Annotated in this window: 24 protein-coding genes and 1 pseudogene; 8 read left to right on the forward strand and 17 right to left on the reverse strand. The window is 62.5% G+C overall.

From position 1 onward, the window contains the following. Positions 1-347: 347 nt before the first annotated feature. The 6 genes from V3W40_RS28850 to V3W40_RS28875 form a co-directional block, all read right to left on the reverse strand. Positions 348-1,679: an ABC transporter substrate-binding protein gene (locus V3W40_RS28850; RefSeq protein WP_027608469.1), complete on the reverse strand. Its 1,332-nt coding sequence runs from the start codon at positions 1,677-1,679 to the stop codon at positions 348-350. A gap of 28 nt (positions 1,680-1,707) precedes the next feature. Continuing rightward, a complete protein-coding gene (locus V3W40_RS28855; RefSeq protein ID WP_253490603.1) occupies positions 1,708-2,775 on the reverse strand; it encodes a branched-chain amino acid ABC transporter permease in 1,068 nt (355 codons plus the stop codon). A 22-nt stretch (positions 2,776-2,797) separates the two neighbouring features. Continuing rightward, entirely contained in the window at positions 2,798-3,679 is an 882-nt protein-coding gene (locus V3W40_RS28860) for a branched-chain amino acid ABC transporter permease (RefSeq protein ID WP_065928064.1), read from the reverse strand. 2 nt (positions 3,680-3,681) lie between these two features. Next, on the reverse strand, positions 3,682-4,458 hold the full coding sequence (locus V3W40_RS28865; protein WP_092485007.1) for an ABC transporter ATP-binding protein: 777 nt from the start codon (positions 4,456-4,458) through the stop codon (positions 3,682-3,684). Positions 4,459-4,468: 10 nt separating this feature from the next. After that, positions 4,469-5,524: an AMP-binding protein gene (locus tag V3W40_RS28870; RefSeq protein WP_330216135.1), complete on the reverse strand. Its 1,056-nt coding sequence runs from the start codon at positions 5,522-5,524 to the stop codon at positions 4,469-4,471. A gap of 202 nt (positions 5,525-5,726) precedes the next feature. After that, positions 5,727-6,290 carry a TetR/AcrR family transcriptional regulator gene (locus tag V3W40_RS28875; RefSeq protein WP_065928067.1) on the reverse strand — a complete coding sequence of 188 codons (564 nt, stop codon included), beginning with the start codon at positions 6,288-6,290 and terminating at the stop codon, positions 5,727-5,729. A 139-nt stretch (positions 6,291-6,429) separates the two neighbouring features. Here V3W40_RS28875 and V3W40_RS28880 point away from each other — a divergent pair, with 139 nt between their 5' ends. Beyond that, complete coding sequence (locus V3W40_RS28880; protein WP_330216136.1) at positions 6,430-7,122, forward strand: glutathione S-transferase; 693 nt, start codon at positions 6,430-6,432, stop codon at positions 7,120-7,122. Here V3W40_RS28880 and V3W40_RS28885 read toward each other — a convergent pair. Beyond that, a complete protein-coding gene (locus tag V3W40_RS28885; protein WP_065928069.1) occupies positions 7,079-7,756 on the reverse strand; it encodes an aspartate/glutamate racemase family protein in 678 nt (225 codons plus the stop codon). The two genes, V3W40_RS28880 and V3W40_RS28885, sit on opposite strands and share 44 nt — an antisense overlap. A gap of 74 nt (positions 7,757-7,830) precedes the next feature. Between V3W40_RS28885 and V3W40_RS28890 the strand changes: the two genes are divergently transcribed. Then, the gene (locus V3W40_RS28890) at positions 7,831-8,262 is read left to right on the forward strand and encodes an HIT family protein (protein WP_065948272.1); all 432 of its coding nucleotides are present in this window, start codon (positions 7,831-7,833) and stop codon (positions 8,260-8,262) included. 5 nt (positions 8,263-8,267) lie between these two features. Here the strand turns inward: V3W40_RS28890 and V3W40_RS28895 are convergent, their stop codons facing one another. Further along, the gene (locus V3W40_RS28895; protein ID WP_065942111.1) at positions 8,268-9,134 is read right to left on the reverse strand and encodes an aldo/keto reductase family oxidoreductase; all 867 of its coding nucleotides are present in this window, start codon (positions 9,132-9,134) and stop codon (positions 8,268-8,270) included. Between the two features lie 72 nt (positions 9,135-9,206). On the opposite strand from V3W40_RS28895, the gene V3W40_RS28900 reads away from it, so the two are divergent. Both V3W40_RS28900 and V3W40_RS28905 read left to right on the forward strand, forming a co-directional pair. Next, on the forward strand, positions 9,207-9,857 hold the full coding sequence (locus tag V3W40_RS28900; protein ID WP_065942112.1) for a TetR/AcrR family transcriptional regulator: 651 nt from the start codon (positions 9,207-9,209) through the stop codon (positions 9,855-9,857). Continuing rightward, positions 9,850-10,305 (forward strand): NUDIX hydrolase, encoded by a 456-nt coding sequence (locus V3W40_RS28905; RefSeq protein ID WP_330216137.1) that lies wholly within the window; start codon positions 9,850-9,852, stop codon positions 10,303-10,305. The genes V3W40_RS28900 and V3W40_RS28905 overlap by 8 nt, the downstream gene beginning before the upstream one ends. Here the strand turns inward: V3W40_RS28905 and V3W40_RS28910 are convergent. After that, complete coding sequence (locus V3W40_RS28910) at positions 10,295-10,858, reverse strand: cysteine hydrolase family protein (protein WP_092484984.1); 564 nt, start codon at positions 10,856-10,858, stop codon at positions 10,295-10,297. The genes V3W40_RS28905 and V3W40_RS28910 overlap by 11 nt on opposite strands. Positions 10,859-10,986: 128 nt before the next feature. On the opposite strand from V3W40_RS28910, the gene V3W40_RS28915 reads away from it, so the two are divergent. The 3 genes from V3W40_RS28915 to V3W40_RS28925 all read left to right on the forward strand — a co-directional run bounded on the left by V3W40_RS28915 (position 10,987) and on the right by V3W40_RS28925 (position 14,152). Beyond that, entirely contained in the window at positions 10,987-12,393 is a 1,407-nt protein-coding gene (locus V3W40_RS28915) for an XAC2610-related protein (protein WP_330216138.1), read from the forward strand. Between the two features lie 130 nt (positions 12,394-12,523). After that, the gene (locus tag V3W40_RS28920; protein ID WP_065928076.1) at positions 12,524-13,651 is read left to right on the forward strand and encodes a saccharopine dehydrogenase family protein; all 1,128 of its coding nucleotides are present in this window, start codon (positions 12,524-12,526) and stop codon (positions 13,649-13,651) included. A 3-nt stretch (positions 13,652-13,654) separates the two neighbouring features. After that, positions 13,655-14,152, forward strand: a complete 498-nt coding sequence (locus tag V3W40_RS28925; RefSeq protein WP_330216139.1) for a DUF2269 family protein — start codon at positions 13,655-13,657, stop codon at positions 14,150-14,152. A gap of 124 nt (positions 14,153-14,276) precedes the next feature. Here V3W40_RS28925 and V3W40_RS28930 read toward each other — a convergent pair whose 3' ends face one another. The 6 genes and pseudogenes from V3W40_RS28930 to V3W40_RS28950 form a co-directional block, all read right to left on the reverse strand. Further along, a complete protein-coding gene (locus V3W40_RS28930) occupies positions 14,277-15,614 on the reverse strand; it encodes an MFS transporter (protein WP_074846931.1) in 1,338 nt (445 codons plus the stop codon). Positions 15,615-15,762: 148 nt separating this feature from the next. After that, positions 15,763-16,698: an EamA family transporter gene (locus V3W40_RS28935; protein ID WP_137212574.1), complete on the reverse strand. Its 936-nt coding sequence runs from the start codon at positions 16,696-16,698 to the stop codon at positions 15,763-15,765. Positions 16,699-16,830: 132 nt separating this feature from the next. Continuing rightward, entirely contained in the window at positions 16,831-17,451 is a 621-nt protein-coding gene (locus tag V3W40_RS28940) for a LysE family translocator (protein ID WP_137212575.1), read from the reverse strand. Positions 17,452-17,933: 482 nt separating this feature from the next. Beyond that, complete coding sequence (locus V3W40_RS28945; protein WP_419790228.1) at positions 17,934-19,031, reverse strand: methyl-accepting chemotaxis protein; 1,098 nt, start codon at positions 19,029-19,031, stop codon at positions 17,934-17,936. Between the two features lie 195 nt (positions 19,032-19,226). Further along, a pseudogene (locus V3W40_RS34935) lies at positions 19,227-19,523 on the reverse strand (PAS domain-containing protein); the annotation flags it as partial. Positions 19,524-19,605: 82 nt separating this feature from the next. After that, positions 19,606-20,760 (reverse strand): GGDEF domain-containing protein, encoded by a 1,155-nt coding sequence (locus tag V3W40_RS28950; protein ID WP_065925184.1) that lies wholly within the window; start codon positions 20,758-20,760, stop codon positions 19,606-19,608. Between the two features lie 266 nt (positions 20,761-21,026). Here V3W40_RS28950 and V3W40_RS28955 point away from each other — a divergent pair, with 266 nt between their 5' ends. Further along, on the forward strand, positions 21,027-23,225 hold the full coding sequence (locus V3W40_RS28955) for an OsmC domain/YcaO domain-containing protein (protein WP_330216141.1): 2,199 nt from the start codon (positions 21,027-21,029) through the stop codon (positions 23,223-23,225). A 63-nt stretch (positions 23,226-23,288) separates the two neighbouring features. On the opposite strand, the gene V3W40_RS28960 is transcribed toward V3W40_RS28955, so the two are convergent. Both V3W40_RS28960 and V3W40_RS28965 read right to left on the reverse strand, forming a co-directional pair. Then, positions 23,289-24,455, reverse strand: a complete 1,167-nt coding sequence (locus V3W40_RS28960) for a cystathionine gamma-synthase (protein ID WP_065925186.1) — start codon at positions 24,453-24,455, stop codon at positions 23,289-23,291. Beyond that, positions 24,452-25,828 (reverse strand): pyridoxal-phosphate dependent enzyme, encoded by a 1,377-nt coding sequence (locus V3W40_RS28965; RefSeq protein WP_027608450.1) that lies wholly within the window; start codon positions 25,826-25,828, stop codon positions 24,452-24,454. The genes V3W40_RS28960 and V3W40_RS28965 overlap by 4 nt, the downstream gene beginning before the upstream one ends. Positions 25,829-26,034: the final 206 nt, after the last annotated feature.

The following is a 26,034-nucleotide window of genomic DNA, read 5'->3' on the forward strand; positions in this document are numbered from 1 at the left end:
AGGCGGCTGCCAAAAGTCGCGTGTTGGAAGTAGGCATGGGCTGACACACCTCGGTCTGAATGTGGGAGGGGGCTTGCTCCCGATAGCAGTGTGTCAGCTAACAGATTCACTAGCTGACCCACCGCCATCGGGAGCAAGCCCCCTCCCACAGTTGAGCCGTTTACATCCGGCAGATTTCGGTCGCATGGGCGGCTGCCAAAAGTTGCTTGTTTGAAGTAGGCATGAGCTGACACACCTCGGTCTAAATGTGGGAGGGGGCTTGCTCCCGATAGCAGTGTGTCAGCCAACAGATTCACTAGCTGACCCACCGTCATCGGGAGCAAGCCCCCTCCCACAGTTGGGTCGTTTTACTGCTCTTTGCTGCAATCCCGCGGCGTGATGCCTTTCTCCTTGGCGTACTGCGCCGCCGAGGCTTCGATGATCGGCCGCAGCAAGGCGCGGTCGGCCTGTACCCAGTCGCTGATCAGGTTCCAGCGTTGGCCATCCCATTGCTGGAAGCGCACGGCGCCGCCGCCTTCGTGGTCGGCGCAGGAGAGTTTCAGCGGTTGCACCAGGCCCTTGGCGCCCAGGGCCTGCAGGCGTGCGTCGTCGAGGTTCAGGTGTTCGAAGCCCCAGCGTACCTGCTCGCCGGTCAGTGGTTTTTGCCCGTATTTTTCCTGGGCCAGGCGCAGGGCTTCGACGTTGAGGATGCCGTTGACCACGCCCAGGTTGTAATACACGGTGCCGAAACGCTTGGGGTCGGCCAGGTTGCCCTTGCCGGCGTCTACCACGCTTTGCTTGATACCTTGCAGCACCGGGAAGTCGGTGCCCGACGGGTGGGTGGTGATCGAGATAAAGCCCTTGGCGGCGGCACCGGCCGGTACCACGTCTTCTTCGGAGTTGCTCCAGATATTGCCGATGATGTGATCGGCCGGGTAGCCGACTTTCTGCGCGGACTTGAGCGCCACCGGGTTCATCACACCCCAGCCGCGCAGGATCACCCAGTCAGGCTTGAGACGCCGGATGTTCAGCCACTGCGATTGCTGCTCGTTGCCGGGGTGCGGCACTTCCAGCAGGGTCAGTTCGAAGCCGGCGTTTTTCGCCAGGGTTTCGAGCACGCCATTGGTTTCCTTGCCGTAGGGCGAGCCGTGGTAGAGCACGGCGATTTTCTTGCCCTTGAGCTTGTCGGCGCCGCCTTCGCGTTGGCCGATGTAGTTGATGATCGCCGAGACTTCCGAATAGGGGTTGAGCTGCAGCGGGAACACGTAGGGGAACACGCTGCCATCGGTGGAATCGGTGCGGCCATGGTTGATGGTGATCAGCGGCAGCTTGTCGGCGGTGGAGCGGTCCAGGGTGGCATAGGCGATGCCGACTGACAGCGGGTTGGTGGCGGCGGCCGGTGCACCGTTGAGCCCACCCTTGAGGCGCTCGTAGCATTCGACGCCTTTTTCCACCACGTACTCGGTCTCGCACTCGCTCCAGGTCAGCTTGACGCCGTTCACCCCGCCCTTGGCATTGATGTATTGCAGGTAGTCGATAAAGCCACCGAAGAAACCGGTGCCGCCGGCGGCGTACGGGCCGACCCGGTAGCTCTGCAACGGGAAGTATTGTTCGTTGGCAGCCTGGGCGCCGGCCGTGAGCCCGGCGGTGATCAGGGCCAGGCCCAAGGCCAGGCGGCGCAGCGATAAGCGGTGTGTCATGGAGGTCATTCCTGGGGGGTTATTGAGTTCAGTAACGCAGCGGCCAAACCCTGGCCCGTTGACGAAAGCGCTGCCACAGACGGGCCAGCCCCTCCGGTTCCTTGATCAAAAACGCGATGATCAGCGCGCCAAACAGCATCTTCTGGATGTTCTCCAGCTGTCCGGCATCCATCAGTCCAGCGGGCAACAGCGCGAAGAGATTGGCCAGCAGGATCGGGAACAACACGATGAATGCCGCGCCAAGGACGTTGCCGAGCACGCTGCCCAGGCCGCCGATAATGATGATGAACAGCACCTGGAACGAGCGGCTCAGGTCAAAGCCGTGGGGCTCGACCGTGCCGAGGTAGGCGAACGCCCACAGTGAACCGGCGACGCCCAGGTAGAAGCCGCTGATGGCAAACGCCAGCAGCTTGGCCTTCAACAGGCGAATGCCGATGACGGCAGCGGCGGTGTCCATGTCGCGCACCGCCATCCAGTTGCGGCCCAGTTCGCTGCGCACCAGGTTCTTGCCCAGCCAGAACAGCGTCACCACCACGGCCAGCGTCAGCACGTAGCGGCCGCGCGGTGAGCTGAAATCCAGCCCGGCAATCAGCAGCGGCGGTGAGGTGATCACGCCCGAGGCGTTGTCGTTGGTAAACCAGCTGAAGCGGGTGAGCACCCACTCCACCACGAACTGCGCGGCCAGGGTCGCCACCAGCAGGTAAAAGCCCTTGATGCGCAGGCTCGGCAAGCCGAAGAACACCGCCACCGCGGCGGCGATCACGCCACCCAGGGCAAAGCTCACCAGCAGCGGCAGGCCGGGCACCCGCAACTGCAGGTTGTAGGCGGCAAACGCGCCCACCGCCATGAACGCCGCCGAGCCGAGTGAAAGTTGCCCGGCGTAGCCCGTCAGCAGGTTGAGCCCAAGCCCTGCCAGCGACAGCACCAGCAGCGGCACCAGGATTGCGCTGAACCAGTAGTCATTGCCCAGCCAGGGCACCGCAAAAAACGCCACGCCCAGTAGCAGCCACAGCGCGACGCGGTCCTGGCGCAGGCGAAAGGTGCGGCGCTCGGCCGCGTAGGAGGTGCTGATTTGACCGACTTCTTGATACAACATGCAGGCATTTCCCCAAGGACAATCAAACCCGTTCGATGGCGCGCTCGCCGAACAACCCGGCAGGCCGCACCAGCAGGAACAGCAAGGCGAGGACGTAGGGCACCCAGTTCTCGATGCCGCTGCCGATGATCGGGCCGAGGTAGATCTCGGCGATCTTCTCCGCTGCGCCGATGATCAAGCCACCGACAATCGCCCCGCCGATGGACGAGAACCCGCCGATGATCAGCACCGGCAGGGCCTTGAGCACCACCAGCGAGAGCGAGAACTGCACCCCCAGGCGTGCGCCCCAGAGCAACCCGGCCACCAGCCCGACGAACCCGGCCACCGCCCACACCAACGCCCAGATGCGCGGCAGGCGAATACCGATGGCCATGGACGCCAGCGGGTCATCGGCCACCGCACGCAACGACAGGCCCGCCCGGGTCTTGTTGAACAGCAGCGACAGCACGATCACCAGCGCGGCGGCGGTGCCGGCGGCAAACAGGTCGAATTGCGAAAGCAGCATGCCGCGGATTTCCAGCGGCTCGTCGGCGATGCCCAGGTCGAGCCCGTGCACCTGCGCACCCCACAGGAACTGCGCAAAGCCCTCGATCATGTAGGACAGCCCGAGGGTGGCCATGAAGAGGATGATCGGTGGACGATTGACCAAGGGCCGCAGCACCACTTTTTCGATCAGCAGCGCCAGTACCACCATGCTCGCCAGGGTGATCAGGAACGCCCAGGCAAACGGGAAGCCGCGCTCCAACAAACTGACAAACGTCAGCGCGGCGAACAGCACCATGGCGCCCTGGGCAAAATTGAACACGCCGGAGGCCTTGTAGATCAGCACAAAACCAATCGCCACCAGGGCATACATCACGCCCGCCAGCAGCCCGCCGATCAGCACTTCGAAGAAAAATTCCATGTTCAGGTACCCAGGTAGGCGGCGATGACATCGGGGTTGGCGCGCACCTGTTGCGGGGTGCCGTCGCCGATCTTGCGACCGTAGTCGAGGACCACCACGTGGTCGCACAAGCCCATGACCACGCCGATGTCGTGTTCGATCAGCACCACGGTGGTGCCGAACTCGCGGTTGATGTCGCGGATGAACTGGCTCATCTGGGCTTTCTCCTGGGCGTTCATGCCGGCCATGGGTTCATCCAGCAACAGCAGGGTCGGTTCGGCGGCCAGGGCGCGGGCCAGCTCGACACGTTTTTGCAGGCCATAGGGCAGGGTGCCCACCAGCACGTGGCGCCAGGGATGGATCTGCAGGAAGGCAATCACCTTTTCCGCGTGCAGGCGGTGGGCGTCGTCCTCCCGTGGCGCGCGGCCCAGGCGCAGCATCTGTTCCAGCCAACTGCTGCGGCGCTTGAGGTTGCGCCCGGTGAGTACGTTGTCGAGCACGCTCATGCCCTTGAACAGCGCGATATTCTGGAAGGTCCGCGCAATCCCGCCTTCGGCCGCCTGGTGCGCGCGCATGCGCCGCCGGGTCTGGCCGGCGTAGCGGATGCTGCCGCCCTGGGGGTGGTAGACCCCGTTGATCACATTGAGCAGCGAGCTTTTACCCGCGCCGTTGGGGCCGATCAGGCCGCAGATGTCACCGGCCTTGACCTCGAAACTGATGGAGGTGATGGCCTTGATACCCTTGAACGACAGGGAGATGTCATCGAGCCGCAGTAATACCGCTTCAGTGGGTGTGTGCATGGAAGGCTCGTCAGGCAGATTGAGACAGCAAGTGGTCGCTGGGTTCGTGGCGGGTGGACGGCTCTTGCCAATGGCCGGGACGAATGCCCAGGGCCGCAAAGAAGGCGGCACTTTCCGGATGCAGTGGCGGCCCGACCAGCAAGGGCACGCGCAGGCGGCTCATGCCCAGCACATCCAGCAACGGCCGACGCACCAGCCAATGGCCCAGCCAGCGGCGCACGGGGGAGGGGGTCGGCTGCATGGCCCAGTCGTATAAACGATGGCTGAAGCTGCCCGGCAGTGGCAGGCGTTCACGCACCCATTGCTCCAGGCGCCCATAGGATTCGCGGGTGCCCAGCACCAGGGTCGGGCCCAGCTCGCGGCGGTCGGTGTCGCGGGTGGCGAGGGCCTCGGGGAAGTTCAGCCGAAAGCCGGCGTGCAGCCAGGGCGCGAGCAGGTAGCGTGCCTGCCCGCTGGCGGCAAACACCCGTGCGGCGAGGGCTTCGTCGTCGGCGCCGAGGTGTTCGCGGTCGACCAGCGTTCGGGCGCCCGCGAGCAGTTGCCCATGGGTCAAGTGCAGGGAGGTGTCGGCATGAAAGACGAAGGCGGTGTCGCTCGGCTGCGGGGCGTGGGCGGGTGGCGGTGCATCGGCACGCAGCTCGGCATAGTCGATCAAATCGGCGTCTGCGAACTGGCTCAGGCCACGCCCGTCAAGAAACACCACCACCCCGCGTTCACCGAGTTGTTGCAGCGCTTCCAGGTCTTGCACGAGCACAAAGCGCGGTCGCAGCCCGGCCAGCAGCGCCCGGTTGTCGCGGTCCGGGTCGAGCAACGTGACGTTGGCGCCCAGCCATTGCGCGGCCAGCGCCAGCAGCAACGCTTCGGGGCGCGCCTGGCTGAGGATCAACAGGTTATCGTCAGGCCCGAAGCGGCGCTGATGCAAGGCGGCGGCGAGCTGGCTGACCTCGTGCGCCACCGCGCTCCAGCTGCGCTCGTGCCAGATACCCAGGCGCTTGAAGCGCAAAGCAATTGCCGACCCTCGGGTGTGGGCTTGGCGCAACAGCGCTTGGGGCAGTGTCTGGGGCATGGGGGTATCCTTCGTCAGTATGCGAAGGCGATTGCACGCGTCATGCCAGAGGATTAAATGCTTTTATTTCAAGGGGATATGTGGATTTTTGGGGGAGGAGGCGTGTGTTGATTCAGCACAAGCTGTCCAAGCAGTGTTGTTGGGCCAACAGCGATGGGGCCATTGCTGGAGCGCTACCTGTCGCCGACAGGGCTCCAGCTTGTCACGCCGGGATAAGCCCCGCGTCCCGATAACTCTGGACCAGTTCGTCGTACAAACCGAGATCGGCCCGGGTGCGGGCAATCAACTGCGCGCCGGCAATGGCGGTGTAGATGGCACGCGCGCGACGCTCGCAGGCCTCTGTATTGCCGGGTTCGATCTCGGCAAGCAGCGCCGCCAGCCAGGCTACGTTGATATTGGCAAACGTCAGTATCTCTTCCTTCACCGGCTCCGGCAGGTCCTTATATTCGGCCGCCATAAAACTGGACAGGCACAAGCGGTTGCCGTCTTCGAGTGATTTTCGAAAGATGCTCGGATAAGCACGCAGGCATTGCAGCGGATCCGGGTTCTCGCTGCGTATCGCCGCGAGGGCGCTGGCGGCGTCTTCCCAATAGCGCCTGGCGACGGCCGCGCCGAGATCGGCTTTGCTCGGGAAGTGGTAATAGATACTGGCGTTCTTGATCCCCACCGTTTCGCCGATGCTGCGGAAGTTGATGCCACTGTAGCCGTAGTGCTGAGCGGCGAGTCTGGCGGCTTCCAGAATCGCTTCGCGGGCATTTTCACTCACGTGGGGATTGCTCTTCAGTGGGGGGAGGGGCGAATTCTACGCTGATAAGGTTTTACCTGCCAACTGGTAGGTAATGCTTGACGGCTTGAAATAATGCCTTCAGTCTTTACCTACCATTTGACAGGTAGGCGAGCAGATCATGACGTTCCAACAACCACAACCCGACGTATCCCAACCTCAGTTGATGCGGATTTATGATTGGTACAACGGCCCCTATCCAGCGCGTGTTCGTATCGCGCTGGCCGAGAAAAATATGTTGCCGCGCGTTGAGTTCGTGTCGGTCAACCTCTGGAAAGGGGAGCACAAACAACCTGAGTTCCTGGCCCTCAACTACTCCGGCACCCTGCCAGTGCTGCAACTGGAAGACGGCACGTTCATCGCTGAATGCACGGCTATCACCCAGTACCTGGACACGCTCGATGGCAACCCGACCCTCACCGGCAGGACGCCGACCGAGCAAGGCTTGATCCACATGATGACCAAGCGCGCAGAGATTGAATTGATGGATGCGGTCAGCGTGTATTTCCATCATGCCACCCCTGGGCTTGGGCCTGAGGTAGAGCTTTACCAGAACGCCGAATGGGGCATGCGCATGCGGGACAAGGCGGTCAGGGGGATGCACTATTTCGATAAGGTGCTCAAGACCCGCGCCTTTGTGGCTGGCGATGCCTTCTCAATGGCCGATATCGCGTTACTCGGCGGCATGATCTTCGCGGACCTGGTGCAATTGCCGCTGCCGCAGACGTGTGAAGCCCTGCGCGCCTGGCAGGCCAGGGTCGACGAGCGACCTAGCGTTCAAGCCTGGCGTGCAATGGTTGCACAACCGCACTGAGGGCAACGGCCCGCATAGCTGCCGCCAGCCCGGCCGCTGCGCTGGTGAGGGGCAGCGGGCCGGCCGTTACCTGCACGGCGGCCGCGCTCATCGACGCCTGGCCCAGCGCAACCCGTGTCATTCCGTCCCGATAGGCGGCATCGGCAGCTTTGGCGATTGTCGCCAGGTAGCCGTCGATGTCACCCGCCTTGAACAAGCGCCATGCCCCCGGAACCAGCCGCACTTCGACGACCGCGTTCGATTGCAGCGCGGCCTTGTGAAACAGCCGCGCGGTCGGTTCGAGGGTGGTTTCCACCGCGCACAGCACCGCAATTTTTCCGCCCGCCTGCACCGCCGAGGCGGCCAGCGCTTCGTCTGTTCTCAGGATCGGGACACTGCTGGAGATACCTTCAACGGCCGGGCCCAGGGTCGAACAGGTGAGCACCACGGCGTCGGCCTGTTCAGCCAGTGCAAGCAGGGCTGATGCGGTGGATGCGCAGATCTCGGCGCTTAGATGACCGGCGTTTTCGGCAGCAGCCAACAGGTCGGCGCGCACTTCATGACGTAGCACATCAGCGCCGATACCCAGTGCTTTCGCGGCGGTTTCAAACACGCTGATATTGCTGGCGGCGGTATGAAGGCAGGCAATGCGCATGGGCTGTTTCCAGTGCTGAAAATGTCGACGATGGTTAAGATGCAGCCCGCACTCACCTAACGCAAGGACAGGGTATGCCGCTGATCATGGAACGCGTAGAGCAGGCCCGCAACGGCACCAACCACAAGATCATCTGTCGCATGCCCTCAGGCTGGGCAGTGATGGGCGATGTGCAATTCCTGCCTGGCTACTGCCTGCTATTGCCCGACCCGGTGGTCGCCAGCCTGAACGACCTGGATGCCGACGCCCGCGCGATCTACCTGCTCGATATGGCGCGCATCGGCGACGCGGTGCTGCAAGCCAGCGGTGCGTCGCGCATTAACTACGAGATCCTGGGCAATTCGGAGCCGGAGTTGCATTGCCATATTTTTCCGCGCTACGCCTCGGAGCCGGATGACAAGCGCAAGATGCCCGTCTGGTTTTATGACTGGAAAAATGCGTTGCCGTACGCGGAAGACGTGCATGGGGATCTGCGTAAGGCTATCGCGCAATTACTGGCAGGCTGATGCGTTTACCCTGCGATGTCGTTCAGTTCTGCCAGCACGTCGTCCGTCAGGTCCAGTTCGGCTACGGCGAGGTTTTCTCGCAAATGAGCGACCGATGAGGTCCCCGGAATCAGCAGGATATTCGCTGAGCGACGCAGCAACCACGCCAGGGCCAGTTGCTTTGGCGTAACGCCCAGGCGCTGGGCAACGTTGGTCAGTGTCGATGATTGGACCGGGGTAAATCCGCCTAGGGGGAAGAACGGTACATAGGCGATGCCGTCCCTGGCCAGCTCATCGATCAAGGCGTTGTCGTGTTGGTGGGCGATGTTGTACAGGTTCTGCACGCAGACGAACTCAATCAGGCCACGGGCTTCGGCCACTTGCGTCGGCGTGACGTTGCTGATGCCGATATGGCGTACCAGGCCCTGCTGTTGCAGTTCGGCGAGTGCGGCCAGGGGCGCTGCGATCGAGCCTTCTGCCGTGCCCATCAGGTTGTGGGTGCAACGGAAATTGACCACATCCAGCACGTCCAGGCCCAGGTTACGCAAGTTGTCATGCACGGCCTGGGTCAGTTCCGCCTTCGATGCTGCGCCATGCCATCCACCTTGATCGTCGCGACGGGCGCCGATCTTGGTGACGATCGTGAGGTCGTCCCGGTAAGGATGCAGCGCCTCGCGGATAATTTGGTTGGTGACGTGCGGTCCGTAGAAATCGCTGGTATCGATATGGTTCACACCGGCTGCGACGGCCTCACGCAGTACCGCCAGGGCCGCATCCCGGTCCTTGGGCGGGCCGAATACACCCGGCCCAGCCAGTTGCATTGTGCCGTAGCCGATGCGGTTGACCTTATGGTCGCCAAGGGTGAAGGTGCCGCTGCTTGCCAGGTTGCTCATGACTGCTGCTCTTGCTTGAACTGAATAAGGCCCTAATATGAAGGATCCTTCAGATTTTGGAATTCGCATTCTATGAGCACCGTCAAAGCGTCATTGAAACCAAGAAAATCAGCGGTTCAAGCACGCTCTGCGGCAACCGTCGAAGCATTGCATGAGGCAACCCTTCAGGTTTTGACCCAGCAGGGCCTGGTGCGCTGCACCACTACGCGGGTGGCGGAGCGCGCGGGAATGTCGGTGGGCAGTCTCTACCAGTACTACCCAAATCGCGATGCGTTGCTCGCCGCCATTCTGGAAAAACACCTGGTGCGCGTGGCCGATAGCGTCGAGCTGGCGTGTTCCGGGCTTCAGGGCGCGTCGGTTGCGGAGATGGCGGGCGGCCTGGTCAAGGCATTACTCACCGCAAAATTGCGCGAACAGGCGGTATCCAAGGCGCTGTATGCGATCGCAGCCGAACGCGGCGGGCCGGAGTTGGTCGCACGTATCAACCTGCGCATGGTGGGCGCGATTGCAGCCATGCTGGCAACGGCGTCCGACGCCCACTTTGACGACCCAGGCCTGGTCGCGGCGATCTCGCTGAGTGCCATCGTCGGCCCGGTGCGCACCCTGCTTGAGGGGAACGCCGCGCCTGCGTTCGAGGCTGCGCTGGAGCAGCAAACCACCTTGATGCTGAGGGCGTATCTGCAGGCTCATCAACCCCCGACCCCAAGGAAGACCCATGCGTGAACGAAAGGCCGCACGACTGCTGGTGATCAACCCCGCGCACGAGGTGCTGTTGTTCAGGTTCATCCATAAAGACGGCGCATTGGCCGGTAAAAATTACTGGGCTACCCCTGGCGGCGGTGTCGAACCGGGGGAGACTTTCGAGGCCGCTGCCATCCGCGAGCTGCGCGAGGAAACCGGTATCCAGGTGCAGGCCGTTGCCGCGCCTATCGCCGAGCGCCGGTTTGCGCTGATGCTGCCCAGCGGTGAAACGGTGTCGGCCGTCGAGCACTACTTTGTGGTGCGCACCGCCAGCACCGAACTGTCCAGGGCAGAATGGACGCTGGAAGAAACCCAGGTAATGGCGGACCATCATTGGTGGTCGGCTCAGGCGTTGCGCGCCACCGAGGAAACGGTCTGGCCTGAAGCGCTGGTTGACATGCTGGTGCAAGCCGGCGTGTTCAGCGCATAGCGCCGATAATTCCGGCCGTCTCGACCACCCTGGCGTAGTCCATGGCCAGGTTGCTCAGCGACAGCGCGTGCACGTCCTCCGCCGGCCACAGGCGCCCGGACCCATCGGTTTGATCGAAGGTGTAGCAGGCGTCTGCGGCGACGAGCACGTCAAAGCCCAGGTTGCCGCCTGTGCGTGCCGTTGCTTCGACGGAGTTGTTGGTGATCACCCCGGCGATCACCAGTTGCTTGATCGAACGCGCGTGCAGCCAGCGTTCCAGCCCGGTGGCGATGAAGGCACAGGGTACGTTCTTTTCCACCACATGTTCGTGGGCCAGCGGTTGCAGCGCAGGCTGAAATTCGCAGCCCGGCTGGCCCGGCCAGAATACCGAACCGGGGGTACGGGAGATGTGCCTGACGTGCACCACAGGTCGCCCCGACTGCCGCCAGGCGCCGAGCAACTGCTGCAACTGCTGCTCGGCCTGCGGATTATTGCGGCGCCCGAGCTTGGGGTCATTCATGCCCTGCTGCATGTCGATGAGCACCAGTGCAGCGTTGGTGGCTAAGGGTTCCATGGCACATCCTTTGGCTCGTGAGGCACAAAACATAGCAGCCATTGAGTGGGCCTAAACAGCGATTTGTTCGAAGCCTTCGCCGTTTGCCTTTACACTGCCGCCCCCGAATTTCAGCAAGGATGCGTTGGATGCGTACGCGACTCAGCGGTGTACTCCTCTCCCTGGCCCTGGCCGCTCCCGTCATGGCCGAGCCCCGTTCGTTCTCGGTCAATGACCCCAGCGGTCAATACCTGGTCGAAGTGTTGTTCCCGGACGTGCCGCAGGACTTGCAGCACCTGGCGCCGGCGCTCATCACCCTGCGCGACAAACGCTCCCTCGAAATCCTTCAGCAATTGCAGACCCCGGATGCCCAGGTGCCGCTGGACCAGCAAGGCAGAACCGTGGACTGGCGCCTGATGGGGGAGAACGGCGTGGTGTACTTCGCCGATATCAACCAGGATGGCCGCCAGGACCTGGCGATCCGCAATGGCACCGGTGCGGACAAGGACTTCCAGTCCAGTTACGACGTGTATCTGCAAGACCCGCACACGTCCCACTGGGTGCTGAATGGCCCCTTGACCGACCTGGCCAACGAGACCTCCGGCGGGATGTTTTCGATCAATCCCAAGGACGGCATTATCCATTCGCAGACCGACCGGGGGTGCTGCTGGACCCGCGCCAGCCGCTATCAGATGCGCGATGGCAAACTGGTGCGACTCAGCGCGTACACCCAGGCAGAAGTGCCGGCGACGGACGATGACGCCAACAACAGCATGCCCAGCGGCTACATGCTGCGCACCACCGGTGAGTGGAAGGACGGCCAGTGGCTGGAAACGCCCAGGCTGGAAGGGCCGGTCAACGAAGACCCCGAGTTCCTGACCGGCACCCTCAACGGCAAGATCCCGGTGCAGCTCTGGTACCAGCAACAAGGCGCGGTGCTGATCGGTGAGTTGCGCTACACCAAAAGCGGCAGCGGCAAGCCGATCAAGCTGGTGGGCGACCAGGGTGAGTACGGCGACCAGTCGTTTATCTACCTGCACGAATATGCCGATGATGGCCGTCAAACCGGCATCTGGCGCATCACGCGGGAAACCGTCGAACCCTATGCCTACGCGGGCACCTGGGTCAGTGGCGCCAAGGGCGACCAGCCCGAGCTGCAGATTCAACTGCACAGGCAGGACCGGGAGCCTGAGTACGACAAGCTCGGCGACGTGGCCCGCGACCAGCGCGATGGCCATTACCAGATGCGCGATGACTTCCTCGGCCGCGACGGTGACCTGGACCTGAAAATCCTTCCCGAACGCGACGCCCAGGGCCGGGAAGTGGCGGAACTCAGCGTGACGCTCAAAGACACCGGCACCGACAAGATCATCATCACTACGCACCAAAGCGTGCCGATGGAAACCGAAAACCTGATCATCGTGCGCGCACCCCAGGCGCCCCCTCGGGCCGGGCCGTATCACATCCAACTGGTGAAGGGCTTTGCCGTGATCGAGCACAACTCGGCGCCGGACAGCCAGGACTACCTGACCGGGTTTTATCGTAAGCAGCCCTGAGGCTTGGGAGCAATGCTGCCTGAGTGTCGATCCTGGCTCAGGCGATTAAGCAAATCGGGTATCTTTAGCCGTTTCAGCTGCTGGCCTGTCTCAGGCCCCGCGCACAATTGATTGATCAGGGAAGCATGCAATGGCACTCAGGGTGATGGTGATCGGCGGCTACGGCAACTTTGGCAGCATCATTTGCCAGCACCTGGCGGGCGCGCCGGGCATTGAACTGGTGGTCTCGGGCCGCCACCCACACAAGTTGCAGGGCAAAGTCGATGCGTTGAAAACATCCTCCGGCCGCGTGTGCGAAAGCTGGTGCGGCGATGCCATGGCGGCCGGGTTCGCTGGCGTCTTGCAGTCGATGGACATCCAGTTGGTGATCCACACCGGCGGCCCGTTCCAGGGGCAATCCTATGCCGTCGCCCAGCACTGCATTGACGCGGGCGTGAACTACTGCGACCTGTCGGATTGCCGGACCTTCGTCAATGGCGTCGGCGTGCTGGATGCGAAAGCCCGGCAGGCGAGCGTGGCCGTCCTCAGCGGTTGCAGCTCTGTACCGACGTTGTCGTCCGCCATCATCGATCAGTACCGCGATCGCTTTACGCGCATCGACACCATCGAGCATGGCATTTCCTCTTCGGCGAAGATGCCGGGGCTGTCGACCATCGAAGGTGTGCTTGCCTACGCGGGCAAACCGATCAAGCAACTCAAGCAGGGCCAGGTGCACGAAGTGCTGGGCTGGCAGGACCTGACCCTGCGCAGGATGCCCCAGCTCGGCACGCGGGTGCTGGCCAATGTGGACGTGCCCGACATGGATATATTCGCTGGTCGTTATGGCGCCCATACCTTGCGCTTCAAGGCCGGTGCGGGGCTCAAACTGGGCGGTGTCGCCAATTATCTGCTGGCGCAAGCGCTACGCATGGGCATTGTGCGCGACCACCTTGCATGGGCCGCCAGACTGCATCGCCTGGGCACCTGGTTCGAACGATTGGGTGATGGCAAAAGCGCGATGTACATCGACGTGCAAGGCCTGGGCATGCACGGTCAGCCGCTGTCCCTGGCGGTGCAACTCACGGCCCTGGACGACAAGGGCCCGGAAATCCCCAGCTGTGCAGCCGTTGCCCTTGCCACCAAAATGGCCCACGGTTACGTGCCCGAGCCCGGTGCCCGCCCGTGCGTAGGCGAAATCAGCGTCGACGAATACATGGCCGCCATCAACGAACCGACGAAGCTGAGCCTGACGGTGCGCTTCTCTGACGGGCAGGCCTGACGGATGCTCTACCTGTGCCTGAAGTACCTGCACATCATCGCGGCGATTTTCCTGTTCGGCTTCGGCATGGGCTCGTACCTCTACCTGATCGCCGCCAGTCGCACGGCCAACCCGCAAGTGATCGCCCATGTGGCGCGCATGGTCGTACGGTTTGATACCTGGATTACCACGCCGGCGGGCGTTATTCAGATCATCACGGGCTTGCTGCTGATCCAGCTTGCCGGGCTGTCTGTGACCACGGAATGGGTACTGACCGCGTTGATCATCTTCCTCTGCGTGGGCTCGCTGTGGCTGCCGGTGCTGGTACTGCAGAAGCGCTTGCAGCAGATGGCCTCGCGGGCGGTCGAGACCGACACGGTGCTGGATGATGGATACCGTGGTGTGTACCGGCAATGGTTCTGGCTGGGCGTCTTCGGGTTCTTGGGGATGTTTGTGATCGTGATGATCATGGTGACGAAGATGACGCCGTGGCAGTTGGTCGGGCTGTTGGCGGGGGGCTGAGTGCCCGCTCAAGGCTTGGCATCCCAAACCGGTGCAACGATGCATACCGCTGTGTTCATAGCGGCCCCCCCAAAAAGCGCTGCTCATGCGTCGGCCGCTGCTACGGTTTGGACGGTGTGAGTGCTTAACGCGAGAGCAGCGGCGCCGGGCTTTTGTCCTCAGCGCCCACGTCGTGCAGGGAAATCCTCGACGTCTCCGGCAACGCCAGTCCGCCCGCCAACGCCAGCAATGCCACGGCAATCAGGTAGAACGCCGGTGACAGGTTGCTGCCGGTGGTGCTGATCAACCACGTGGCCATCAGCGGCGCGGTACCGCCGAAGATCGTATACGCCATGTTGTAGGTAATCGCCGAGGCGGTATAGCGCGTGCGGGTCGGAAAGGTCTCCGACAGCAACGCCGCCGTCACCACACCACACAGTACTGCGCCGACCGCCAGCAACATCACCCCGACAATTGACGCCGTGAACGAACCGGAACTGGCCATCAGGAACGACGGATACACCACCACCATCAACAACACGCACGCCGTCATCACCGTGACCCGACGCCCCACGCGATCCGAATACAGCCCCGCCAGCGGGCAAATCGCCGCGGCGAAGATCAACGCGATCAGCGACACCAGCAACGCCATCGCCCGACTCAGCCCACCGGCCACTTGCAGGTACGTCGCGAAGTAGGTGGTGAACATATAAAACGACAGCGCCGTCAGTGACACAAAAGCGCCCAGGCAGCAGATCGCCGCACCATGGTTGCGCAAGGTTTCCTTGAGTGGCGAGTGGGCCACCGCGTGCTCCTGCTTCACGGCCTGGAAGGCGGGCGTCTCATCCAGCTTCCAGCGCAGGTAAAGGCCCACCAGGCCCAGCGGCGCGGCGATCAGGAACGGCAGGCGCCAACCCCAATTGCCCATGGCCTCGGCGGACAACGACGCTTCAAGGGCGTACGCCACCACGGCGGCGGCGGCGAAGGCGGAGAACGTCGACACCGGCACGAAGCTGCCGTACCAGGCGCGTTTGTCCCGGGGCGCGTGCTCCATCAGGTAGGCACAGGCGCCGGCGTATTCGCCGCCGGCGGAGAAACCCTGGGCACAGCGGATCAGCGACAACAGGATCGGCGCCGTGACGCCGATGGCGGCGTAGGTGGGCAGCAGGCCGATCAAGGTGGTGGCGCCGGCCATCAGCAGGATGGTCATGGCCAGGGTGCGCTTGCGCCCGATACGGTCGCCGAGCATACCGAAGAAAATCCCGCCCAGGGGCCGGAAGGCGAAGGCGACGGCGAACACCGCGAAGGTTTTGAGCAAGGCCGCGCTGGCATCGCCGCTGGGGAAGAACTGTTGGGCGATGGTGGTGGCGAGGAAGCCGTACACGGCGAAGTCAAACCATTCGACGAAGTTACCGATGCCGGCGGCGATGATGACCTTGCGCAGGGTTTGGGGGCTTACCTGTTCGGTGGAGGGGCTCGTCATGGGGAAGGCCTCGGAAGGGGTCGGGGATGCTGGATTATCCGGGGAGGGTGTTGGGCGGCCGGGCTCAAAAGAGTCGTCCGCGTAGTCAGTAGCGACCGGGTGGGATTGGGGAGGCAGGAATTGGGCCAGGTCAGGCGGGGATTTATCGTTACCGGGCAGACTTGCGATAGGTCAGCAGCACAATCCCGGTCACCACGATGACGCCGCCGACTATCTGGCCGGCGCTGAGCATTTGATCGAGCACGATCCAGCCCATCAGCAACGTCGCCAGCGGCTCAATGTTCATGACCGGCGCATTGCGCGGCATGTCCAGGCGCGGGACCGACATGAACAGCACGATAAAACCGGTGCCGTACAGCACCACCAACGTTGCGAGTGCCAGCCAGCCGGTACCCGTGGCCGGCGGGTTCAGGCCGCCGGGAAGGGCGCCGCTGAGGCCGGCGAGGTTGACACTGCTGAATACGATGAAGATGGTCAGCAGGCTGCGCACGGAGCCGCGTACCTGGGACAACTTGTGGTCGGTGATCCACAGCGCGCAGGCGAACACGAACGCGGCGCAGAAGGCCAGGCCGACGCCGAGCAGCCATTGCGGGCCGATATCGGCACTGCCTGAGAGGCGGCCGGGTACGTCCAGCACAAACACCAGGCCCACCAGGATCAAGCCCATCAGCAAGGCGGTGCGCGCCGTCGGACGTGGGCCGCCGAATGCCCAGGTGAGCAGGGCAAGCAGAATCGGGAACACGTTGCCCACCAGCAGCGCCAGCGCCACCGGCACGCGGGCCACTGCGGAGTAGAGGCACAGGCTCTGGGTAGTGATAAGCAGGCCCAGCAGCACTTGCCAGCGCCATGCACCTGCGGGCAGGCGCAGGCTTTGGCGTTGCCACAGTACCAGCACCGCCAGCACCAGCAAGGTGCCACCCGAGCGCAGCAGAATGGCCAACAGCACACCGGCGCCATCATCGAAGGCGACCCGAGCGGCGATGTGATTGCCGGCGAAGGCACAGCCCATGCAGAGCAGAATCAACACGGCAATGGGGCGGGAGAACAGGGCGGGGGCAGTTTGCGTCGGGGCAGGCGGAGTCATGCTGGGGCTCGGGCGGTTGGCGCCATCGTCGGGGATGGCGATTTATTTTTAGGTTGTCGTACAACTTCGTGAAGGGGGATTTGTAGCGTGTTTGCGCCGAGGGGGCAAGGGGGGATTTGGCATGGGGAAAACTCAGCGCTTGCTGAACGCCAGCTTTGCGGCAAACAGCACGAAGATCACGCCGGTGGTGCGATCCATCCACTGGATGACCTTTTCGCGGCGCAGGAACCCGGACAGCGACTGCGTGGCGCCGATCAATACCAGCGACCACAGCAGCCCGAGCAACACATGGATGCTCACCAGGCCGAAGGTCCAGGCAATCAGCGAATGCCCTTGGGGGATAAATTGCGGCAGGAACGACACGTAGAAAATCCCCACCTTGGGGTTCAGCACATTGCCCAGCATGCCCTTGATAAACCAGTTGCCGCCGGGCTTGCCATCGGCTGAAGCGGGTGCCAATGAGCGGCGCGGACACACCAGCATGTTCAGCCCCAGCCAGGCCAGGTAAGCCGCGCCGCAGTACTTGAGCAGGTTGAACGCCATCTCCGACACCGCGATCAACGCGCCCAGGCCAAAGGCAACCGCGGCGCCCCACACCAGGCAACCCGCGTTGATGCCCAGCGTGGCCTGCAGCGCCTGGCGCTTGCCTTCCACCGTGGCGGTGCGCAGGACCAAGGCGGTGTCGAGCCCGGGCGTGAGGGTCAGCAGGGTGGCGGCGAAGGTGAAGGCGATGAGGTTCTCGGCGATGGACATGAGCGGGCTTCATGCAGAGGGATGAGTGGACGTTAACCCAAGCTTGGCATGAGTGGTTATCTTGTTGCGAGCGGGCTTGTTGTGGTGAGCGGGCTTGCCCCGCGCTGGGCTGCGAAGCAGCCCCAAAACCAGGCACTGCGGTTTGTCTGATGGAGCACAGTGATCTTTATTGGGGCCGCTTCGCAGCCCAGCGCGGGGCAAGCCCGCTCACCACAATAAGCTTGCGCAGGCTCACCCGATAACCCATTCGAGATTGCACCTCCACGCCCCACGTGATCTGAGGACTACTCCTAACCTGTGGTGAGCGGGCTTGTCCCGCGCTGGGCTGCGCAGCAGACCCAAAACCAGGCGCTGCGGTTTACCTGACAGAACACAGGGAGCCTGATTGGGGCTGCTTCGCAGCCCAGCGCGGGGCAAGCCCGCTCACCACAGCAAGCCCGCTCACCACAGTAAGCGGGCTTACTAGAGAAGCTTGTCTGCCTCTAGCGGTTGAAGCGCTCAACCAGCGCGTATTGGGTGGCCGCGGTATTGGTCAGTTCCTTGCTCAGGTCCGTGGATTGATGGGCTTGTATCGAGGTCTGGTCGGCCAGTTCGGCGATGGTGGTGATGTTGCGGCTGATCTCCTCGGCGACGGCACTTTGTTCTTCGGTGGCGGCGGCGATCTGGGTGGTCATGTCGGTGATATGCGACACCGCTTCGCTGATCCCCACCAGGGCCTGGTCCGCTTCCAGCACCCAGGCTACGCCTTCCTGGGCCTGGCGCTGGCCGTTTTCCATGCTTTGCACCGCGTTGCTGGAGGATGCCTGGAGCTTGGTGATCAGCCCATGGATCTGGGTGGTCGATTGTGACGTGCGCTGGGCCAGTTGGCGCACTTCGTCGGCTACCACTGCAAAGCCTCGGCCTTGTTCGCCGGCTCGCGCTGCTTCGATTGCGGCGTTGAGGGCGAGCAGGTTGGTTTGGTCGGCGATGCCCTTGATCACATCCACCACGCTGCCGATTTCGTCGCTGTCCCTGGCCAGTTGCGCCACGGTCACCCCGGTCTCGCCGACCATGGTGGACAGACGCTCGATGGCTTCACGGGTATCGCGCGCCACTTCGCGGCCGCGCCCGGTCAGCACGTTGGCCTGTTGGGTGGCGTCGGCGGTGCGTTGTACATGGCTGGCGACTTCCTGGGTGGTCGCGGCCATCTGGTTGACGGCCGCCGAGACCTGTTCGGTTTCCACGCGCTGGCGGTTCAGGCCTTTGGCGCTGGCGGCAGCCAACTGATCGGATTGCCCCGCCAGGGTACTCAGTTGTTCGGCGCTGTCCTGCAGGCGGGTGAGGCAGGTTTTCAGGCGCGCGGTCTGGCTGAGAAACGCGGTTTCCAAACGCGACTGTGGGCCGCGTGCGTCACTGTACATCTGCGCGATCAAGGCATCCGACGTCGAGGGTTCGACCCCCTCCAATAGACGCAGGGTACTGCCCTGGCGCCAGCGCGAGCACAGCAGGCCCACCGGCAGCGCGACCGCCACGGCCACTGCGACGGCCACCGGTGCACTGAGGAACAGCCCGGCGACGCTGCCAGCCACACCGGTGGCCATGTACGGCACGCAACTCACTGCCGCCGGCAGCCAGGCATCCTGGCGCGGCACGCCCGGCTTGCCTTGGCTCAGACGCCGGTAGAGGGCCTGGGCGCGGCGGATTTCATCGGCCGTAGGCTTGACCCGCACCGACTCGAAGCCAACGACCCGGCTGCCGTCGAAGATCGGCGTGACGTAGGCATTGACCCAATAGTGGTCGCCGTTTTTCGAGCGGTTCTTGACGATGCCCATCCACGGCAGGCCTTGCTTGAGCGCGCTCCACATGTGGGCGAAAACGGCGGGTGGCACGTCGGGGTGCCGCACGATGTTCTGGGGCGTGCCGATCAGGTCGGCGCGTTCAAAACCGCTGATATCGACGAAGGCGTCGTTGCAGTAAGTGATCATCCCTTGAACATCGGTGGCGGAGATGAGTTTTTGCGAAGGCGCGAGTGAAATCTCGCGCTGTGTTACGGGCTGGTTGTTGCGCATTCCGACTACTCCCTGAATTGCCATAAGTTCATCGGCATCACACGGAATAAGTTGATGGCGATTGTTTGATATAAACCGGGACGTGACGAATGGCGTTCAGGAGGGCCTAAGTGGCGAATTGTCCTGGTGCGATACGAAAACAGTTTTTGCCTGCGCGCTTGGCTTCATATAACGCACCATCCGCATGGGCAATCACTGTTTGTGCGCAGGTATGTGACGTACTGTCGGCGCCTTCAAAGAGGGCAATGCCGATGCTGGCTTGCAAGGCATAGGGAAGAGCGCAACGCTCAGAGGCCTGTCGCAATGTTTCTATAATTCGTTGCGCTGCCAGGGTGGCAGAGGTCATGCCGGAATTATTCATCAGCAGAATAAATTCGTCTCCACCCAAGCGGCCGGCGCAATCCTGATTTAGCCTGACAATCGATTTAAGTGTTGCACCAAATTCGGCTAACGCCTTGTCACCTTCGGCATGTCCGTGGTTATCGTTGATGCTCTTGAAACCATCCAGATCTATATAGAGCACCGCAAAGTGTTTATCGGCATGCCGGCTGCGGGCCAGGGTGTTTTCAATCAGTTCGAGTATCCCCATACGGTTGTACAGGCCGGTGAGGGGGTCATGGGTCGCGCGGATTTCGTTTTTGGCCTCGGCCAGTAACGCGCGCACCAGGTTATCGTTCAACGTGTTGAGCAGTAGCCACATGCCCGTCAAGTACAGCGGGGCCTGGAGCAGGAATATCCTCAGCAGCGGTTCCGGCTGAAACAAGGTGGCGAGCTTCATGGGCACATCCGTCAGCAATATTTGAGTAAATGCATAGCGCGGTACACCTTGATTACGCATGGCGATCGCGGCATTCACGCTCACCATTGAGGTGCACCCGAGAACTTGAAGAATCGCATCGCCGCTGATCAGGCAACCAGCGGTACCCAGGCCCAGCTCCGCCGCCCAGACCAGGCCCAGTAATAACGATAGGTCAATGACATAAGGATATTTTTGGCCGCCGTATTTATTGATCCAATACAGCAGTGCTAACCGTGAGAGCCAGATCATCGAATCAATGATGAGCCAGGCAATGAAGAATTGGCTCGGGTGCAGTGTAACCGCGACTGTGCATATCACCAGGCTGTTAAACCAACCGACCCAGAGCACCCCCTTGGAAGAAAAAGGCCCGGCTATAAGTTCGCTGCGTATGCGCGTGTCATACGGTGCGTCTGCATTCGTCAGCCATCTCATCGCCTTTGTCGCAGGGAGTTGATATTCCATATTGACCCTCACCTGAAGCCCTGAAATCAAATAGTGGCACATGGCCATGCTGGCACCGTTCCAGCGGCTTTTCAAATGCTATGAGATAAAATTTGCGGGGCATTGATTCATGAAATATTCACTTGTTATTCAGCACATCCGTCGGGGAATCGCGCCGGTAGAACCGCTATCCATCACCCCGCATGATTGAAAAGCCTGAAACTTCCCGATGAAAAACCTCATAATGGCGGCCATTTTTGTTTAGCCCGTTATTCTGGTGTGCCCCCATGGAAATCAAGGTCAACTTTCTCGACAACCTCCGGCTTGAAGCCAAGTTCGATGACTTCACGGTGATTGCCGACCAGCCTATTCGCTATAAAGGCGATGGCTCGGCACCGGGGCCGTTCGATTACTTCCTGGCTTCGTCGGCGTTGTGTGCGGCGTACTTCGTCAAGTTGTACTGCAGCACGCGCAACATCCCCACGGACAATATTCGCCTGTCGCAGAACAATATTGTCGATCCGGAAAACCGCTATAACCAGATCTTCAAGATCCAGGTGGAGTTGCCGGCCGATATTTCCGATAAGGACCGCCAGGGCATCCTGCGCTCCATCGACCGTTGCACCGTGAAGAAAGTGGTGCAGGCCGGGCCGCAGTTCGTGATCGAAGAAGTGGACAACCTCGACGCTGATGCCCAGGCCCTGTTGATGCCGAGCGCGGGCAGCGAGGCGGGCACTTATATTGCTGGCAAGGACCTGCCGCTGGAGCAGACCATCGCCAACATGTCCGGGATCCTTGCCGGCCTGGGCATGAAGATCGAGATCGCCTCGTGGCGCAATATCGTGCCGAACGTGTGGTCGCTGCATATCCGCGACGCCCATTCACCGATGTGCTTTACCAACGGCAAGGGCGCGACCAAGGAGGGCGCCCTGGCGTCGGCGTTGGGCGAGTTCATCGAGCGGCTCAACTGCAACTTCTTCTACAACGACCAATTCTGGGGTGAGGAACTGGCCAATGCGCCGTTCGTGCATTACCCGGACGAACGCTGGTTCCAGCCGGGCCCGAATGACGAGCTGCCCGGGGAAATCCTCGACGCCTACTGCCTGAAGGTCTACAACCGCGACGGCGAGCTGCGCGGTTCGCACCTGTTCGACACCAACTCCGGCAATGAAGCGCGCGGCATCGTTTCGCTGCCGTTCGTGCGCCAGTCGGATGGCGAGGTGGTGTATTTCCCGTCCAATCTGATCGAGAACCTCTACCTCAGCAACGGCATGAGCGCGGGCAACACCCTGGCCGAGGCCCAGGTGCAGTGCCTGTCGGAGATTTTCGAGCGGGCAGTGAAGCGCGAAATCATCGAGGGCGAATTTGCCCTGCCGGACGTGCCGGCTGACGTGCTCGCGAAGTACCCGAGCATCCTGGCGGGTATTGCAGGCCTGGAAGCCCAGGGCTTCCCGGTGCTGGTCAAGGACGCGTCCCTGGGCGGCGAATTCCCGGTGATGTGCGTGACCTTGATGAACCCGCGCACCGGCGGCGTGTTCGCCTCGTTCGGTGCCCACCCGAGCCTGGAAGTGGCGCTGGAACGCAGTCTCACCGAACTGCTGCAAGGCCGCAGCTTCGAAGGCTTGAACGACCTGCCGCAGCCGACCTTCGAAGGCCAGGCGGTGACCGAGCCGAACAACTTCGTCGAGCACTTTATCGACTCCAGCGGTGTGGTGTCGTGGCGCTTCTTCAGCGCCCAATCGGACTACGAATTTGTCGAGTGGGACTTCTCAGGCGAAGGTGAAGACTCCAACGCCCAAGAGGCCGCGACCTTGTTCGGCATCCTCGAAGGCATGGGCAAGGAAGCCTATATGGCGGTGTACGAACACCTCGGCGCAACCGCCTGCCGCATCCTGGTGCCGGACTACTCGGAAATCTACCCGGTGGACGACCTGATCTGGGACAACACCAACAAGGCGCTGTGTTTCCGCGAGGACATCCTCAATCTGCACCGCCTGGACGAAGCGGAATTGCAGGGGTTGGTCGAGCGCCTGATCGAAAGCGAGCTGGACGACTACACCGACATCACCACCCTGATCGGCATCGAGTTTGACGACAACACGGCCTGGGGCCAACTGACCATCCTCGAATTGAAGCTGCTGATCTTCCTCGCCTTGCAGCAGTACGAGGAGGCCAAGGAGTGCGTGGAGATGTTCCTGCAGTACAACGACAACACCGCTGAGCGTGGCCTGTTCTACCAGGCGATGAATGCGGTGCTGGAGATGGAGCTGGACGACGACCTGGAACTGGCGGACTACGAAGCCAACTTCCGCCGCATGTTCGGCAATGAGCGGATGGATGCGGTGATCGGCTCGGTCAACGGCAGTGTGCGTTTCCATGGGCTGACACCGACCAGCATGAAGCTGGAAGGGCTGGACCGGCATTTGCGCTTGATCGAGAGCTACAAGAAGCTGCATTCGGCGCGTGCCAACATCGTCCAGGGGTGACGCGTACCCAATGTGGGAGGGGGCAAGCCCCCTCCCACAGTTGATCCCTGTTGCCTGGGGGATTTATATACGGGCCAAGGCTTGCGCCAGGTCCGCCCGTAGATCCTCCACGTCCTCAACCCCCACCGACAACCGTACCAGCCCGTCGCCAATCCCCAACTGCGCACGGGTCGCCGCCGGGATGCTGGCGTGGGTCATGATCGCCGGGTGTTCGATCAGGCTTTCCACACCCCCCAGGCTCTCGGCCAGGGCGAAGAGCTTGACGGTTTCCAGGAAGCGCGTGGCGCCGGCCAGGTCGCTGTTCAAGTCGACTGAAATCATCCCGCCAAACCCGCGCATCTGCCTGTGTGCCAGTTCGTGCTGCGGGTGGGACGCCAGGCCTGGGTAATAGACCCGGGATACTTGCGGTTGCTGTTCCAGCCAGGTGGCCAGGTCGAGGGCGTTGCTGCAATGGCGCTCCATGCGCAGGGCCAGGGTTTTCACGCCGCGCAGGGTGAGGAAGGCATCGAACGGGCCGGCGATGGCACCAACCGAGTTTTGCAAAAATCCCACGCGCTCGGCCAACTCGGGGTTGTCGCCGACGATGGCGATGCCGCCGATCACATCGGAGTGACCATTGAGGTACTTGGTGCTGGAGTGCACCACGATGTCGAAACCCAACTCCAGCGGACGCTGGATCCACGGGCTGGCGAAGGTGTTGTCGGCCACGCAGAGAATGCCGCGGCTGCGGCAGATACGGGCGATGGCGCCGAGGTCGGTGAGGCTCAGCAGCGGGTTGCTCGGGGTTTCGACCCAAACCATGCGCGTGTCGTCCTGCAAGGACGCTTCGAACGCCGCCACATCACTCAGGTCGACAAAGCTGAAACGGTGCCCGGCACTGCGCTGGCGCACCTTGTCGAACAGGCGGAAGGTGCCGCCGTAGAGGTCGTTGCCGGACACGATATGGGCGCCGGCATCCAGCAACTCCAGCACCGTGGAGATTGCTGCCAGCCCGGACGCGAAGGCAAACGCCTGGCTGCCGCCTTCGAGGTCGGCCACGCAGCGCTCCAGGGCAAACCGCGTGGGGTTGTGGGAGCGGCCGTAGTCGAAGCCCTTGTGTACGCCGGGGCTGTCTTGCAGGTAGGTGGAGTTGGCGTAGATCGGCGGCATCAGCGCGCCCGTGGTCGGGTCAGGTGACTGCCCGGCGTGGATCACACGGGTGGCAAACGCGCTTTTATCGGGCTGGCTCATGCAAGGGATCTCCGCAGGTGGTTGAGCAGGTCGACGCGGGTGATCAGGCCGTGAAAGCCCGCCGCGTCGGCAATGATGGCGACCAGGCCGCGGTCCAGTTCAGCCTGCAATTCGGCCAGGCTGGCGCCGGGGGCCAGGGTGTGGACTTTGTCGCTCATGGCGCTGGCGACCATCATGGAGAAGTCCGCCGCGTCATGGTGCAGGCCCAGCAGGATGTCGGACTCATCGATCACCCCCACCAGTTCGCGGCCGTCCACCAGCACCGGCAGTTGCGACACGTCCGCCAGGCGCATGCGCTGGAAGGCGGTGAGCAGGGTGTCGTCGGGGCTCACGCTGATCACGCGACCATCTTCGAAGCGCCGCGCGATCAAGTCGCGCAGGTCGCCGTAGTGCTTGTAGTGCAGCAAGCCTGCATCGGTCATCCATTGGTCGTTGTAGACCTTCGACAAATAGCGGGTGCCGGTGTCGCAGACAAAGGTGACCACGCGCTTGGGCACCGTTTGTTCGCGGCAATACCGCAGCGCGGCCGCGAACAGGGTGCCGGTGGATGAACCGCCGAGAATGCCCTCGGCCTTGAGCAGCTGGCGGGCGTGGTCGAAGCTGTCTTCATCGCTGATGGAGTAGGCGTGGCGTACGCTGGACAGGTCGGCAATCGACGGGATGAAGTCCTCGCCGATGCCTTCCACCGCCCACGAGCCGGGTGTTTCCAGCTTGCCGCTGCGGCTGTATTCGGCCATCACCGAACCCACCGGGTCGGCGAGGACCATTTCCAGCTCGGGCTGCACCCGTTTGAAGAAGCGCGTCAGGCCGGTGAGGGTGCCGGCCGAGCCGACGCCCACCACAATCGCGTCTACATCGTGTTGGGTCTGGGCCCATATCTCCGGCGCGGTGCTGGTCTCGTGGGCCAGGGGGTTGGCCGGGTTGTTGAATTGGTCGGCGAAGAAACAGCCGTCAATCTCCTTGGCCAGCCGCGCGGCCATGTCCTGGTAATACTCGGGATGGCCCTTGCCCACATCGGAGCGGGTGATATGCACCTCGGCGCCCATGGCCTTGAGGTGCAGCACTTTTTCCGTGGACATCTTGTCGGGCACCACCAGCACCACCCGATAACCTTTCGCCCGGCCCACCAGCGCCAGGCCCAGGCCGGTGTTGCCGGCGGTGGCTTCAATGATGGTGCCGCCGGGGCGCAGGCGGCCGTCGCGTTCGGCGGCGTCGATCATGGCCAGGCCGATGCGGTCCTTGATGGAGCCGCCGGGGTTTTGGGATTCAAGCTTGAGGAACAGCGTGCAGGGGCCGGTATCGAAACGGCTGACCCGAACCAGCGGCGTGTTGCCGATCAGCTCGAGTACGGCAGGGCGGGGTAGTGTGGGCATGTCGTCACCTGGGGGCCTAGGGTGGGGGACAGCAAATCGCAGAGCATGGTCTGGAACAGTAGGTCGGTATTGGGTCGGTCGCAACCGAGGGGTCGATTGAATGACTTTTTTTGGCGCATGGGCGATGCCCGGGTGCGCCATCTACGCGCATGTTTTGCGGCGATACCCTTGTATTCATTGGCAGAGTGACCTGGCGTGGGCTTTGC

The organism is Pseudomonas sp. AM8, assembly GCF_036346475.1.
GTDB classification, from domain to species: Bacteria; Pseudomonadota; Gammaproteobacteria; order Pseudomonadales; family Pseudomonadaceae; genus Aquipseudomonas; species Aquipseudomonas marginalis.

Excerpts from the sequence above, each read along its gene's own strand:
- V3W40_RS28850 (WP_027608469.1), bottom strand. The coding sequence starts at position 1,679 with ATGACACACCGCTTATCGCTGCGCCGCCTGGCCTTGGGCCTGGCCCTG.
- V3W40_RS28855 (WP_253490603.1), bottom strand. The coding sequence starts at position 2,775 with ATGTTGTATCAAGAAGTCGGTCAAATCAGCACCTCCTACGCGGCCGAG.
- V3W40_RS28860 (WP_065928064.1), bottom strand. The coding sequence starts at position 3,679 with ATGGAATTTTTCTTCGAAGTGCTGATCGGCGGGCTGCTGGCGGGCGTG.
- V3W40_RS28865 (WP_092485007.1), bottom strand. The coding sequence starts at position 4,458 with ATGCACACACCCACTGAAGCGGTATTACTGCGGCTCGATGACATCTCC.
- V3W40_RS28870 (WP_330216135.1), bottom strand. The coding sequence starts at position 5,524 with ATGCCCCAGACACTGCCCCAAGCGCTGTTGCGCCAAGCCCACACCCGA.
- V3W40_RS28880 (WP_330216136.1), top strand. The coding sequence starts at position 6,430 with ATGACGTTCCAACAACCACAACCCGACGTATCCCAACCTCAGTTGATG.
- V3W40_RS28885 (WP_065928069.1), bottom strand. The coding sequence starts at position 7,756 with ATGCGCATTGCCTGCCTTCATACCGCCGCCAGCAATATCAGCGTGTTT.
- V3W40_RS28890 (WP_065948272.1), top strand. The coding sequence starts at position 7,831 with ATGCCGCTGATCATGGAACGCGTAGAGCAGGCCCGCAACGGCACCAAC.
- V3W40_RS28895 (WP_065942111.1), bottom strand. The coding sequence starts at position 9,134 with ATGAGCAACCTGGCAAGCAGCGGCACCTTCACCCTTGGCGACCATAAG.
- V3W40_RS28900 (WP_065942112.1), top strand. The coding sequence starts at position 9,207 with ATGAGCACCGTCAAAGCGTCATTGAAACCAAGAAAATCAGCGGTTCAA.
- V3W40_RS28905 (WP_330216137.1), top strand. The coding sequence starts at position 9,850 with ATGCGTGAACGAAAGGCCGCACGACTGCTGGTGATCAACCCCGCGCAC.
- V3W40_RS28910 (WP_092484984.1), bottom strand. The coding sequence starts at position 10,858 with ATGGAACCCTTAGCCACCAACGCTGCACTGGTGCTCATCGACATGCAG.
- V3W40_RS28915 (WP_330216138.1), top strand. The coding sequence starts at position 10,987 with ATGCGTACGCGACTCAGCGGTGTACTCCTCTCCCTGGCCCTGGCCGCT.
- V3W40_RS28920 (WP_065928076.1), top strand. The coding sequence starts at position 12,524 with ATGGCACTCAGGGTGATGGTGATCGGCGGCTACGGCAACTTTGGCAGC.
- V3W40_RS28925 (WP_330216139.1), top strand. The coding sequence starts at position 13,655 with ATGCTCTACCTGTGCCTGAAGTACCTGCACATCATCGCGGCGATTTTC.
- V3W40_RS28930 (WP_074846931.1), bottom strand. The coding sequence starts at position 15,614 with ATGACGAGCCCCTCCACCGAACAGGTAAGCCCCCAAACCCTGCGCAAG.
- V3W40_RS28935 (WP_137212574.1), bottom strand. The coding sequence starts at position 16,698 with ATGACTCCGCCTGCCCCGACGCAAACTGCCCCCGCCCTGTTCTCCCGC.
- V3W40_RS28940 (WP_137212575.1), bottom strand. The coding sequence starts at position 17,451 with ATGTCCATCGCCGAGAACCTCATCGCCTTCACCTTCGCCGCCACCCTG.
- V3W40_RS28945 (WP_419790228.1), bottom strand. The coding sequence starts at position 19,031 with ATGGCCACCGGTGTGGCTGGCAGCGTCGCCGGGCTGTTCCTCAGTGCA.
- V3W40_RS28950 (WP_065925184.1), bottom strand. The coding sequence starts at position 20,760 with ATGGAATATCAACTCCCTGCGACAAAGGCGATGAGATGGCTGACGAAT.
- V3W40_RS28955 (WP_330216141.1), top strand. The coding sequence starts at position 21,027 with ATGGAAATCAAGGTCAACTTTCTCGACAACCTCCGGCTTGAAGCCAAG.
- V3W40_RS28960 (WP_065925186.1), bottom strand. The coding sequence starts at position 24,455 with ATGAGCCAGCCCGATAAAAGCGCGTTTGCCACCCGTGTGATCCACGCC.
- V3W40_RS28965 (WP_027608450.1), bottom strand. The coding sequence starts at position 25,828 with ATGCCCACACTACCCCGCCCTGCCGTACTCGAGCTGATCGGCAACACG.